At 44.2% G+C, this 13,893-nt stretch carries 12 protein-coding genes; 7 read left to right on the top strand and 5 right to left on the bottom strand.

Translation table 11 applies throughout. The features are described 5' to 3' along the window. Positions 1-7 precede the first annotated feature (7 nt). The 4 genes from VA249_RS23750 to secD form a co-directional block, all read right to left on the bottom strand. The gene (locus VA249_RS23750; RefSeq protein WP_221072436.1) at positions 8-664 is read right to left on the bottom strand and encodes a DedA family protein; all 657 of its coding nucleotides are present in this window, start codon (positions 662-664) and stop codon (positions 8-10) included. Between the two features lie 57 nt (positions 665-721). Then, positions 722-1,813, bottom strand: coding sequence for a calcium:cation antiporter (locus VA249_RS23745; protein WP_221072434.1), 1,092 nt, complete (start codon positions 1,811-1,813; stop codon positions 722-724). 266 nt (positions 1,814-2,079) lie between these two features. Further along, positions 2,080-2,982: a protein translocase subunit SecF gene (gene secF, locus VA249_RS23740; RefSeq protein ID WP_104029171.1), complete on the bottom strand. Its 903-nt coding sequence runs from the start codon at positions 2,980-2,982 to the stop codon at positions 2,080-2,082. Then, positions 2,982-4,769, bottom strand: coding sequence for a protein translocase subunit SecD (gene secD / locus VA249_RS23735; RefSeq protein WP_221072432.1), 1,788 nt, complete (start codon positions 4,767-4,769; stop codon positions 2,982-2,984). The genes secF and secD overlap by 1 nt, the downstream gene beginning before the upstream one ends. A 209-nt stretch (positions 4,770-4,978) precedes the next feature. Here secD and VA249_RS23730 point away from each other — a divergent pair, with 209 nt between their 5' ends. From VA249_RS23730 to VA249_RS23705, 6 genes are all read left to right on the top strand, one after another. Then, positions 4,979-5,284: a hypothetical protein gene (locus VA249_RS23730; RefSeq protein ID WP_225927162.1), complete on the top strand. Its 306-nt coding sequence runs from the start codon at positions 4,979-4,981 to the stop codon at positions 5,282-5,284. A gap of 72 nt (positions 5,285-5,356) precedes the next feature. Beyond that, entirely contained in the window at positions 5,357-6,811 is a 1,455-nt protein-coding gene (locus VA249_RS23725; protein ID WP_221072428.1) for a DUF1214 domain-containing protein, read from the top strand. Positions 6,812-6,939: 128 nt separating this feature from the next. Further along, positions 6,940-7,734 carry a hypothetical protein gene (locus VA249_RS23720; protein ID WP_221072427.1) on the top strand — a complete coding sequence of 265 codons (795 nt, stop codon included), beginning with the start codon at positions 6,940-6,942 and terminating at the stop codon, positions 7,732-7,734. A 328-nt stretch (positions 7,735-8,062) separates the two neighbouring features. After that, complete coding sequence (locus VA249_RS23715; protein ID WP_225927161.1) at positions 8,063-9,109, top strand: alpha/beta hydrolase; 1,047 nt, start codon at positions 8,063-8,065, stop codon at positions 9,107-9,109. Between the two features lie 244 nt (positions 9,110-9,353). Next, on the top strand, positions 9,354-10,574 hold the full coding sequence (locus VA249_RS23710; RefSeq protein ID WP_221072425.1) for an acyl-CoA dehydrogenase family protein: 1,221 nt from the start codon (positions 9,354-9,356) through the stop codon (positions 10,572-10,574). A gap of 27 nt (positions 10,575-10,601) precedes the next feature. After that, positions 10,602-11,630, top strand: a complete 1,029-nt coding sequence (locus VA249_RS23705; RefSeq protein WP_221072423.1) for a ferredoxin--NADP reductase — start codon at positions 10,602-10,604, stop codon at positions 11,628-11,630. Between the two features lie 18 nt (positions 11,631-11,648). Here the strand turns inward: VA249_RS23705 and VA249_RS23700 are convergent, their stop codons facing one another. Next, entirely contained in the window at positions 11,649-12,572 is a 924-nt protein-coding gene (locus VA249_RS23700) for an AraC family transcriptional regulator (RefSeq protein ID WP_221072421.1), read from the bottom strand. Positions 12,573-12,680: 108 nt separating this feature from the next. Between VA249_RS23700 and VA249_RS23695 the strand changes: the two genes are divergently transcribed. Then, the gene (locus VA249_RS23695; protein ID WP_221072419.1) at positions 12,681-13,874 is read left to right on the top strand and encodes an MFS transporter; all 1,194 of its coding nucleotides are present in this window, start codon (positions 12,681-12,683) and stop codon (positions 13,872-13,874) included. Positions 13,875-13,893 lie beyond the last annotated feature (19 nt).

The raw sequence follows: 13,893 nt of genomic DNA, 5'->3' as shown, positions 1-13,893 counted from the left end.
AGCGATTTCACTCGGATGTTTGTGGTTGTCGCCTCTTGGTCACAAGCCGAATAAAGAGGGCGATAAATGCGGTGACCATCAGGATTAAACTGCCCATTAAGAACCACTTTGTAATCAACTCTTGATATTGAGAAATGAATGGGTGGCGCATGATCCACTTTCCTAGCAACAATAGACTGAAGATCCATGTAATCGAACTCGTGAAACTGACAACAAGCGTTCTAATTACACTTAGCTGTGCAACGCCCATTAGCATTGGGGTTAATACGCGGACAAATGGAACGAAACGTGAAACGAATAAGGATAAAAAACCGTATCGGTTTAATAGTCTCTTTGCCTTGGGTAATGATTCATCTGGAAGGGTTTGCTCGGCTTTACGCATGAATTGAGTATTGTGCAGCCAACGCCCTTGTAGATAAGCAATGATACTTCCAAAAAAAGAGGCACTAGTGAGAAGTACTAAAGCACTTGAAAAATCAATCGCGCCCAAACCAACCATCCCTCCGACAAACAGCACTAGGCCATCACCGGGTAGTGGTAAGAAAACAAAACTCGACTCAAGGAAAAGCACGACGCCAAGCAAAAGCAATAAAATGTGCAGTGAATTCAATTCAAGTAAGGCATCAAAGTCTTGCAGCCAAATTGCGGAAATAATCTCTTGCATGGAAACTCCAAGTTAACGTGGGCTCTGGCTGTCGAGTACTGGAGCCCACAATGCGTTTTAATCAAACATTAAGATGATGTAGGCAAAGAACAGGATGAGGTGGGTTGCACCATTGAGCGAGTTGGTTCTTCCGCTGCTAAAGCTTACGCTTGTCATTAATAGCGTTGCACCCAATAACACCATTTCAGCAGGGGCGAGTCCGAGCTGGATGGGTTCGTTCATTACCCCAGAAATCAGCAAAACAGCGGGAACGGTTAGTGCAATTGTGGCGAGAACCGAACCAAAGAAGAGGTTCATCGCGCGCTGTAATTGATTGGTCACGGCAGCTTTAACGGCACCAACCGCTTCTGGTGCGAGAATTATCAAAGCAACAATCAAACCACCTAGAGCCGCAGGTGCCCCCATTTCCGTGATGCCATCGTTAATTGGAATCGCAAGGCTTTTCGCTAATAAAATTACGACGACTAAATAGCTCACCAACATAATGGTATGGAAGATGTTGCTATGCAGTGGTCCGTGGTGTTCATGATGATCTTCGTTATCACCATCAATGAAGTAGTCGGTATGGCTGCGCGTTTGAATGAACAGGAATACGGCATACAAAGCGATTGAAGCGAGTACCAATGTCCAAGTTAGACTGGCCGACATATTACCCAGCGGATCCATACTGGTGAAATTAGGGAGTACCAAACACAGTAATGCAAGTGGGATAATGGCGACTAAGTACGCTTTTATTCCATCAAGGTTGTAGGTTTGAGTATGGTATTTCATACCACCGATCAACAAGGTGATACCAACAAAGCCATTAAGCACTGCCATCACGACAGCAAACATGGTGTCACGTGCTAAGAAGGGGTTCGATTCGCCTGTTAACATAACCGACGAGACCATGATGACTTCGAGTAAGACAACAGATAGCGTCAATATAAGTGTGCCGTATGGGTCGCCAAGCTTTATCGCCAGAGCATCTGAGTGGCGAACAACAGAAAAAATCGCGCTCATCACCGCGTAAAACAGCACAGCAGTAATCATTATGTAGGCGAACTGAGAGAGTGCACCAGTGAGTAAATTGTCGCCGATTAGCTTAAAAAATAGAACGGCAACAATGCCAAGTGGCAGTTTGTATTCTTGTTTGAGTACGTTGAGCATGTTGAGCCTTTACTGAGTAACCGAAGGCTCGCTAATGTCCTTTAACGAGAGTAAATCGGGTGAATACTGCAATTTCCTGTGCAGCAAACGGTTCGTTTCAAGTTATGTGTTTAAGCTTTTGCATCTAAAACGAAATCTACAAAGCTATGCGTCTAACCATGTTGTTAACTTAAGATGAACAGGTGGTTCAGACCATGAATTAGAGAAATTCTTTGTTGCTATCAGACGAGCGAACGTCACCCGATAGCGTTCTAAGTCATTAACAGCTAAGGCATGCTTTGAAGGGAGTCAGCTTCTTCTTGCTTATAGTGGATTGGTTTGAGACCCACCCAAGTTGGTAGCAACGTACCTATCGAGATAGAAGACCATGTCCCACTGAAAATACCGACGCAAAGTGCAATGGCAAAGCCTTCTAGTGCACTCCCGCCTAATAGCCAAAGTGATGAGACTGTGACTAAGGTGGTGCCTGATGTGACCAGTGTCCGTGACAATGTTGATACGATTGACTGATCGAGAAGGGCATTAGTTTCACCGTTTGGCTTCGAGCGAAATACCTCGCGGATTCGATCTGAAATGATGATCGAGTCATTGAGGGAGTAGCCCATCACAGCCAATAATGCAGCCAACACGGTTAGGTTGAATTCGATTTGGGTCACTGCAAATAGTCCTAGCACAATGACAATGTCGTAAACCAACGCCGCAACAGAACCTAGCGCTAATCGCCACTCAAATCGGTAGCTCAAGTACAGCAAGGTAAGTACGAAACAAGCCAAAATCGCCAAGCCGCCTTGTTCGACCATTTCTAGTCCAACCTGAGGGCCAATCACGCTGCTGTTGGCAATGTGAAAATTGCTGTCTATTGGCAACAGTGCTTGGTTCAGTGCTTCTCGCAAATCGTGGTCTGTATGATTGAAACGCAGTTGCCAATTTCCCTCGCTGCCTGCTGCCGTCACTTGAACATCTTGGCTCAGTTCCGAGTCGAGGTGAGACTTGATCACAACCTGAGATACATTTGGGTTAGTTTGAATATCGGCGACGACACCTCCCGTAAAATCGAGCCCCCAATTGAATCCCCTTGAGACGATAGAAGTAATGGAAAGTGTCAATAGAATCAGAGATATCATCGTCATCAATTGACGTATTTTTGTGACGTGAATTGATTTAGTCATTACAGTTTCACCTCATGTGAGGTGTTTCTTCCCCACAGATAGTTGATAAGAATTCGAGATGCAAATACGCCAGTAAACAAGCTGGTCAATAGCCCTAGTCCAAGTGTGATAGCAAAGCCTTGAATCGGACCGTTACCTATTGCATACAAAGCGATGGCGACGATCATGGTGGTGAGGTTGGCATCAAAAATTGAAGAGAAAGCACTATCGAAGCCTCTGTCTATGGCTTGGGCAAAGTTTCGTCCTTCTCGCATCTTGTCTTTGATGCGTTCAAAGATGAGTACGTTGGTGTCGACAGCCATACCTACAGTTAACACAAGCCCTGCAATACCCGGAAGTGTCAGTACTGCCCCCGGAATGAGTGCCAATAGACCAAACAAACATACTAAATTGATAGTCAGTGCCGCATTCGCTACCCAGCCAAGGCGTCGATACCAACAAGCGATAAACACCAAAGTAAAACCCAGACCTAAAGCGAGTGCGGCAAAGCCATTTTTGACGTTTTCAGCACCAAGCGTTGGGCCAATCGTACGTTCTTCAACAATGGTGACAGGGGCGGTGAGAGAACCCGCTCTCAAAAGAAGAGCTAGATTTTGCGCTTCTGACATGGAACCTACGCCTGTGATGCGAAAACGGTTGCCTAGTGTAGATTGAATCGTTGCGACGCTGATGACTTCATTTTGTTCAATGGATTGCCCAGTATCAGACTGACTGTATTCGTTATACACAGTTGCCATTGAGTTGCCGATATTGCGACGCGAATGATCAGTCATAAGACGCCCGCCCGTACTATCAAGGGTGATGTTTACTTCGGGTGTCCCCATTTCTCCCAAGCTAGCGCGAGCGTCGATAATATGCTCGCCGCCTAAGATACTATTTCTTTGAAGAGTGACAGGTCTACCATCTTGATCATTGATGGATTTTGTTCGCACGCTGGCATTAGGCTCTACATGGTAGAAAGCTAATGATGCAGTGGCACCAATGATGTTTTTTGCCGATGTCGGATCTTGTACTCCTGGTAGTTCGATACGAATTCGGTTTTCACCTTGGCGTTGGACGGATGCTTCTGTGATACCTAACTCTTCTATGCGACCTCGCATTGTTTGAAGGTTTTGCGTCACAGTCAGAGTTTGAATCGCACGCCTTTCTTCCTCATCCAATGACACCACTAAGCGCTCACCAGATTGGCTCAGCGCCCAATTTGGGTACTGTGTTCTTAAATAGGATCGAATGTCACTCAGTCTCGCATCATTATATTGAGTAATGGTCACTTCACCGTTTTCTACACGACCACGTACTCGAAACTCTCGACGAAGATCGTCTATGGCAGATTGTGCGTGAGCATTGAAAACGGGGACGAGATCTACTTCTAACAGAAACTGAACGCCTCCACGAAGATCTAAGCCAAACTTAATCGGTTGAAAACCCAGCGAGGTTAGCCAAGAAGGAGCCGATGGTTCGAGTGCGAGTGCAACAGTTTCAAATGATTGTTTGAACTCGGACATTAAAGCTTGTGCGGGAGCTTGTTGTCCGCTGGACGCAAACGTCACAACTAACCTGTCGTTACTTTCACTCACGCTATGAACATCAATATCGTTAGCTATTAGATAACGATACACCTCATCAGAGTGTGCCGAGTACGATTGTTTTGAAATATGCAAAGCTTCACGTTCACCAAATGCAGAGGGTAGGGCACTGAGTAGCATCAAAGCTACAGTCACCGCGAGAACGATAACTTTCCATTTGGCGGAGTAATTTATGGTTGCGATTGAGCGCTTTAACTTCATGTCGGTTACATCTTATTGATTAATTCATACGTAAATAGCGTCGGGCCATATTATTTTCTTTATTAAATATCACTATGGTTTTGAGAAATTCATATTTGGTTAATAAGACACTTCATATATGAATTTCTCTAATTCCTATCGGTTAATCAATTTTGTTTGAATAATGGGACCAAGATAAACAATCAGGGTTAATTCAAGTGGAATACACAATGTATTTAAACGACCGCAAATACAGAGTTTGCGATATTGGAGAAGGGAATTGCACTTTATTACTTAGTTACGCTCAAGAAATTGAGTCATTACATGAGCACTTTAGCCATCAATTTCTAGAAATAGACAGAATGATAGTTATCGATATATCAACATGTTGGAGTGTAGATATTGACCTTCTAGATGAAAGCGAACGCTGCGAGTTAATGAAAGATATTCGGTTGCTAGCGGATATTTACTGGCTTGAAGATTACGAAATTAAAACAGATAAAGGGCTGGAAATTTATCAAGTCATACCTTTGTGAAATTGATGGTCTGAATTAATAAAAAGAACATTTGAAAAATATTGAATTACTCAAAATGATTAGGAACAGATAATGAAAAAATTGACGACAATGATAACGCTTGTCTCTGGCTTGGCTTTTACTGGGCTGGCGTACTCAACCGAACGTGTAGAGCTCACTGATGAACAGATGGATAACTTGGTCATGCGAACCTATCCCTACGTGGCGATGTTTAATGTGAACAACAAGTTTGCGTTAGACGAAAGCAACCCTTTGAATACGGGTGGGTATAACCAATACCGAGCTAACACAGAACTGGCCGATCATACCTTGAAAGCCATCGCGAGACCGAACAACGATACACTCTACGGAATTGCTATGGTGGACGTTACTGAAAAGCCGATAGTGATGGAATTTCCGGCGTTCGATTCGAACTACGTTTCGCTGATGGTCACGGCTTATGACCATTACGTCAATGTGCCGATGTCGGTCTCACAGGGCGATTTTAGTCAACCCTCAAATATCCTGTTCTACAGCGAACGTACTCCAGGCTACGATGGCACTCCAATCAAGGGCGTGGATCAGGTGTTTGAGGTATCTGGTGATTTTGTAAACTTAACATTGCGTGTTATGCCACATGCTGCTGAATCGGAGCGCCTAGTGGCAAACCAGGCGGCCTTAAGCAAGGTTAACCTAACCACACTGCCTGAGTTTCTGGGCAACCAGAATGCGGATACGGAGCTATTGGCAATTGACTATTCCAATAGCATCAGCCGTAACTTGAGTGTTGAAGAAGACTCAGCTCGCTTCCCTGAATTTGGCTCTGATTTTCAGATATTTGAAGAGCGTTTTGTTGAGGTCATGCAATTTGTGGTGAATCACACCACTTTTGATGTTAATGATCAGGCTGATCAAGCTCTTCTCAAGGCACTGCTCCCTTTGGGTATCAAACCTGGCCAAGCCTTTAACCCACAAGACGCAGCACACATCGACGGCGTTGCGATGCGCAAAGCGGCACAGCGATTTGCGACGGCCAGCGTGAATAAATTGAGCGATGAAGATTTCCTCGCCGCCAATCTAACTAAAGTCTTCATGCCAAAAGGCGAAATCAGCCCTGAATTACTGGCACTACTCTCCGTAGTAGGTCCCATTGGGCAGCCTGCACAAGAGGCGCTCTATCCGCAACTTGTCACTAATGATGGCCAAGTCATGAATACGATGCACGACTATGAAGTTGTTATGAGTGCCAGTGAGATGCCGCCCGCTAAGGCGTTTTGGTCTCTGACCTTGTACGATTTGAATAACGGTTTCTTCATCCCTAACGAACATAAGAAATACAGCGTGGGTGAAAACGCAGGCTACAAGCTTGATGAGGATGGCGGTATCCGCATCGTTGTCTCTGCAGAGCGCCCAGAAGGCGTGCCCGCAGAAAACTGGCTGCCTATCGAGCGCAGCGACCTTGAAGTCAATATGCAAATGCGTCTTTACAACCCGGACCTTGAAAAATATGAAAACTGGTCAGCGCCAACCGTTAGGAAAATAAACTGATTCGCCTAAGGCATTATTAATGACCCTTACTTCGACTTTGGGTTCGAACAAAATTCACAAATTTAATTAAAAACTTATTTAATATCCGCACAAGGACGTGCCGCTAAATTTAATAAAAGGCACATCTAATGAAAATTAATAAAACGCTTCTATGCATCGGCGCTGCCAGTGCTGTCACTCTTTCTACACATTCAATCGCCAATGAAACAGAAGTTCAAGACATGTCGGATCCACTAGCGGTTTATACCGTCGCAGGATTAGGTTACACAGATAAAGGCTTAAACCTAAAATTTGGCCAAACGTATGATACGGGTAACGAAACAACAATGGGTATGAATGTTCTTGAAGTGAAAGGCTTTGCTGGTGAGGCGCTAGGTTGGAATGGCCGTGGTGCAGACGACAGCATCGACTCGATTCGCTTTCGGAACTACAGTGTTGATTTGCTAAAAGGGCGTGGAACCCAAGTAGATGTCGATTTAGGTTTCACTGATATAGGTACACAAGGCACGGCTTCTTATAGTTTTATCCAAGCACTTCCAAAGATGGGTCCGGTCAATCTTTACCCATTAGCGGGGGTCGGCGTGGCATTTGGTGCCCCACTGGATGGTTCCGGTGAAGGTGCCGCTCAAGCGCAAGACCGTTGGGACCTACATGGCACATTTTATGTTGCGGGTCTGTACGGCAAGTTAGACATAACAGACAACATTTGGTTTAACTACAACCCGATGTATACCGGAACCATGTCAGGTTCTGATGCGTTTAAAAACTATGGCATGGAAGGCAAAGATAGTGTTTTTTTACACGAAGCCGCGTTGAGCTATCAAATTAACCCGCGTACTAACGTTCGCTATTTTGCAAATTGGACAGAGCGCACCAATTATGCAGATGGTGACCACCGCATAGAAGTGAACTACCAGTTCTAAACAAACTGCCATCCCATAGGGCTAACTGAACAGTCTTAAGTACTTACCGAACCTGTGTACCAGGCGTTGTGCTTATACCAACTAAATAAATAGCCAGTAGTGTCTAACAACGACTGGCTATTTGCGATCTGAATTTAGGTGGGCAGTTTTAGTAGTACTCCGCTTTATCAGGCTATTAATATTTGTAATTTCAAAAATGCATTTCTGTAATTCATAGAGTTACATATTCGCATCTTATAAAGTACTTATCAGAGCACAACAGGCGGTAATGGAAGACTAACTGCGAGTGAAATACTTGCTTAATCCGATTACTTAATAGGTGTTAAAAATGATGAAATTGAAAAAACTAAATATCGTTGTTCCCGCGTTAATTCTTGCTAGCTTCAGCACAACGGCAATAGCGAACTTAAAGATGGATGAAAGAGTCATTCCGACGCCTGCAGGCATTTCTACTGAGCTCGCGCACATCATTGAAAATCGAGTGATGCCACCTGCTATGCCAGTACCAAACACTACACAAGAATGGTTAGATGCACGCGTAGTTGCTGACCAACCGTCAATTGACATGGCCAAAGATGCGGTCGAACGCTTGGGTGTTAGCTACGAAGAAAAACGGTTCGCTGGTGTCGACACATTTTTTGTTACTCCTAAAAATGTCGCACCGGAATATGCGGACAAATGGTTGATACATATTCATGGCGGTGCGTTTGTTTTAGGTGGTGGTGATGCAGCATTGCGTGAAGCAATTTGGTTGGCAGATGGCATTGGAGCAAAAGTGATTTCTGTTGATTACCGCCAACCTCCTTTGCACCCATTCCCGGCAGCAATTGACGATGCTGTGGCGGTTTGGAAAGAGTTGACCAAAACACAGTCACCGGAATCAACGGCAATATTTGGCACTTCTGCAGGTGGTAATATCACTTTAGCCACCGCGCTCAAGATTCAAGAGCTTGGTTTACCTGAACCTGGAGCCTTATTTGTTGGCACCCCAGCAGTTGATCTAAAAGAGACGTCAGACTCATGGCATGTACTAAGAGGGCTTGATCCTCTAGGGCAGCGAGAAGGCGCGATAGATGGAGCTTTTGAAGTCTATGCTGGTGGGGAACCAATGGATAATCCTTTAATTTCCCCTATCTATGCGGAAATCGAAACATTTCCACCAACCATTTTTATTTCGGGTACAAGAGATCTGTTGCTGAGTGACACGGTGAGAATGCACCGCAAGCTTCGAGCACTGGATGTTGATACGCATTTGCACGTCTACGATGGGCAAGCGCATGCTGACTATATGACGGGTTTAATTACTGATGTGCCTGAATCTGAGGATGCGCTAAAAGAGATTGGTCAGTTTTTTAATCAGCACATAAACAGGTAGAACCACAACAACTATATCGTTTAAGCATGACTTCATCTTCTGGACTCTATCTTCAGATCTACCTTTAACGCACTTTCCAACAACTGTATTTAGGTAGTGTTGCTTTTACGGACGTGACTCTATTTACCCTTAGTCCGTATTGACGATGAGAGCACACAACAAGTGTGGAAATCTTTCAGTGTCTAATCAAAAGAGAGTAACGCCAATACCGTCTAGATTTGACGGGGTGTTTAGGAGAATAAACATGGCTATTTATGAAGAAATCACCACACACGCCGTCAAAGAAGATTACCTCACACCAGAGGCACTCGATCTGATCGAAAAGGCAGAAGCACTCATCCCAAAATTGAAAGAACGCGCTCATCAAGCAGAACTTGATGGCAAAGTCCCAAGTGAATCAGTCACGGATATTGAAGCTGCGGGTCTTTTTCGTGTGTTGCAACCAAAGCGCTGGGGCGGTTATGAGTTGGACCCACGTGTATTCTATCGAATTCAGATGACGCTAGCGAAAGGTTGTATGTCTACCGCTTGGATTTATGGTGTCATCGGCGTTCATAATTGGCAATTACCGTTGTTCCCTGAGCAGGCGCAGCAAGATGTTTGGCAAAATGATAGCAGTACGCTGATTGCGTCCACTTATATGCCTGTCGGTAAAGCGGAGCAAGTTGAGGGAGGATATCAATTCTCTGGGCGTTGGGGTTTTTCGAGTGGTTGTGAGCATTGCGAATGGATTTTCCTTGGTGCTCTACTTCCAAAAGAGGATGGCAGCGGTGATTTAGAGCACGCGACATTCCTCTTGCCTAAATCGGACTTTCAAATTGAAAAAAATTGGGATGTTCATGGACTAAGAGCGACAGGCAGTCATGATATTGTGGTTGATAACGTCTTTGTCCCTGCGCACCGTATTCAACGTACCAATAATCATAGTGATGAGGGTTGTCCGGGCCGTGCCACAAATTCAAGTTGGCTATATAAAATTCCTTTTACACAAGTTTTCCAACGTGCGGTTTCCTCTGCTTGTATTGGTGCATTGGATGGTGCAATAGAAGAGTTCAAAACTCGAGCAAGTGCACACATGGGCAAGCACGGCAGCAAAACTGCAGAAGATCCGAACGCCCAGTTTGCAGTTTGTGACGCGATGATGGTCAGCGACCAGTTGAAGTTGGTTCTGTTTAGAAACTACGGTCGAATTGTAGAGAGTATTCGTGATGACCGAACCTTAGATGTGAATGAACGCTTACTGCAACGAGCTCAGTCTTCTGCGGTTCCTAAATTATGTGCAGAGCAAGTTGATGGCTTGTTGCGTGCGTGCGCCGCGTCCGGTTTGTATCGTTCAAACCCCATTGAACGTATTTTCCGTGATATTCACCAAGCTCGCGGTCATATTGCAAATAATACAGATACCTATATGAGAGCTCATGGCGCTGTGATGCTCGGAATGCCAAATATGGACCCATTTGTCTAATTGTCCTCAGCTTTAGGAGACGTCTTTATGCAGGCAACTCAGTATCATTCGCTCGTGGTTAAGCATGTTGTTCAAGAAACGGAAGACGCGATTTCGCTGCAGTTTGATGTACCGCAAGCTGCGCGATCGCTCTTCCATTACCAACCAGGTCAGTTCATTACTTTGCGAGTCACCATTAATGGGGAAAGCCAAGTTCGTTGTTATTCGATGTCGAGCTCACCAGAAGTTGATGACTTCTTACAGGTATCCGTGAAGCGAGTGAAAGATGGCCGAGTGTCCAACTACCTGTGTGACAACATAAAGTCAGGTGATGTCGTTGAAATAATGCCCCCATCGGGCGTGTTTGTTCCTAAGCATTTTAATGACGAGTTGTTGCTGTTTGCCGGGGGAAGCGGTATTACTCCGGTCTACTCGATTTTACGTACAGCCTTAACGCAAGGAAACGCTCGAATTCGTCTTATCTATGCGAATAGAGATCAGCAATCGGTTATATTTAAAGACGCACTCAAGACACTGCAGGCTGACTACCCTCAGCGTCTTGAAGTTATTCACCTGTTAGAAAGTCTTAGTGGGATCCCTAGTCAATCATTGTTGACTTCTTTAGCGAGTGGAATGCAGTCTTCCTCTCAAGTGTTCATCTGCGGCCCTGGTCCGTTTATGGATGCGGTCGAGAGTGCACTTGTGAATGTCGATATTCCATCTTCTGCCATTCATCTGGAGCGATTTGTTGCGTCTAGTTCTAACGACAAGCCTATACAATCAGGGCCTGATGATGAGATCACAACTTGTGAGACGACATTAGAAATTGGACGAGAGACGCACCAGTTTTCTTGGCAATCAGATGAGACACTATTAGATGCTGCTGAGAAAGCAGGCCTTGAGTTACCGTATTCATGTTGTAGTGGTCTATGTGCTTCGTGCATGTGCGAAGTTGTTGATGGGGAAGTGAGTATGCTGGTTAATGAAGTTCTTGATGAACGTGACATTAAGCAAAATCTGATTTTAAGTTGCCAAGCGATACCTCATTCAAAAACCGCAAAGATCCGCTTTACGTAACGTTTCTCAAATCTTGTTTCAACTAAACGGGAAGGGGCACTTCTCGTTTTTATTTGAATATTCATTCCTATACTGCTTAGGAGTTTGCTTATATAAGCCTCGGAATTTTTTGGCAAAATATGCAGGGCAATTGAAACCGCTTTGTTGAGCAACGTCTGTAATAGGGATACTGGTTTCAATCAGACGAGTAGCTGCGAAGCGCAGTCGATAGCTAAGTAAGTAGTGGTTCGGCGTACAACCCAAGGCATTCTTAAACAGTCTGTAGCACTCACTGGCGCTAATATTGACCGAGCGGCTGATATCCGAAACTAAAATTTCGTTTGGGAATTGGTCATGAATGTAACGTAAAGCCGAAAGGATACGTTTTTCAGTTTTTGATGAGACGTTTTTTGTTGATAGCAGGTCTCGATCGTTCTCGCACAATAGTTGCCAGAACTGCATTAAAGAAAACGTCATGGTTAGCTCGTACCCGACTTGGTTTTGCCAAGCATTGAATCCTTGCATGATGGCGCTAATTACTCGCTTGTGCCAATCTACGTTGTCGGTAAATTTATAATACGAAAGTTCAGCGTTATGAGTGATTGGATAAACGTATTTTTTGTAAATAAGACTAAAGTGTTCACCCCCTAATATTCTGGGGTTAAACACCACGTTTAATATGCGAGAGTCTTCATTAGAGTCGTTACTTAGTTTGTGCAGCACACCTGAGTTAATCAAAATGAGATCACCTTGAGTTATGACCTCACTTTTACCGATGCACTCCAGCCTTACTTGTCCATAAACAACGAGTACTATTTCGAGCTCTTCATGCCAGTGCCAAGGCACTTCACCACTTAGAAATTCAGAAAATTTTTCATCATAAAATGCACATGGGAAATCACTAGAACCATGAACAGTGAGTTCTTTTCCTTGCGCGTTTGTTTCAATGTTGTAAATCTGCATTTAATACGTATTGATAGGATAATCATATTTTTTAGCAGTATAGCCATATTTTAGCTAAGTAATCAGCAGTATATTTCTAGTTCTTTTTTATACTTCACAGTTTGAATTATGTTATTACTGCTTACTATTATCTACCTTGCTTTTATTAGTCTCGGTTTGCCTGATGCCGTTCTCGGCTCGTCATGGCCTGTCATTAGTCAAGATTTAGATACAACGCTGCAATTCGCCGGTCTTGTTTCTATTGTTGTTACGTCAGGGACGGTTATCTCTAGCTTGTATGCGACAAAGCTTATTCGTCGTTTTGGCGCCGGAAAGGTTGTGGCGTTTAGTGTCTTAATGACAGCCGTAGCCCTTGCGGGTTTCACCTTGTCCTATCATGTTATTACTTTAATGTTATTGGCTATTCCTTTAGGTCTTGGGGCGGGGGCCGTTGATGCGGCGTTAAACAATTTTGTTGCCGTTCATTATCAGTCTAAGCATATGAACTATCTCCATTCTTTCTGGGGTGTCGGCGCGACGGCAGGGCCATTGATCATGGCTACGTACCTAACGCTAGAAAATGGATGGCGTTATGGGTATGCGACGCTCGCCGTTGTACAATTTCTCCTTGTTGTTGTGTTGTTCATAACATTACCGTTGTGGAAAAAAGCCCTTGAATCACAAAGTAGCGAGAATGAAGAGGCGGAATCAACCGCTTTACTTTCTAACCGTGAAGCTTTGAAGGTGAACGGAGTGAAAAAACAATTGGTTTTGTTTTGTTGTTATTGTTCGATTGAAGCGGGTACGGGTTTGTGGGCGGCGAGTTATTTGACTGAAGTAAAAGGCGTATCGGTATCGGATGCTGCATTTTGGACGGCAGTTTACTATTTTGGCATTACGGCCGGTCGTTTCTTATGTGGAATGTTGGCAGATAAAATCAAAGAAGAACAACTGATTCGGGTTGGTATTTGTACAATTCTATTTGGTGTCTTAACTCTGATTGCACCTGTTCCGACTTTTATCAATCAAATGGCATTACTGTTCATTGGTTTTGGCTGTGCTCCTGTGTATCCGAATACGATTCACTTGACGCCAAAGCGTTTCGGTAAACAGGCATCACAAGCGGTAATTAGTTTATCAATGGCAACGGCTTATACCGGAATTACTATTGTTCCTCCGCTTATTGGTGTCGCACTTGGTTCAATCTCGTTTGCTTTATTTCCATATCTGTTACTTATCATGAGCGTTGTTATGTTTGTGATGAGTGAACAACTTTCAAGTATGAGTAAAGACAGCGAAATGCAAGTTCAGCTAGAAAGGTAAGTGCAAGTTGGTAACGGGT

It is taken from the genome of Vibrio alfacsensis, from assembly GCF_019670485.1.
Classification (GTDB): Bacteria; Pseudomonadota; Gammaproteobacteria; order Enterobacterales; family Vibrionaceae; genus Vibrio; species Vibrio alfacsensis.
The sequence above is the reverse complement of the archived record's forward strand: the minus strand, read 5'-3'. Positions and strand labels throughout refer to the sequence as shown.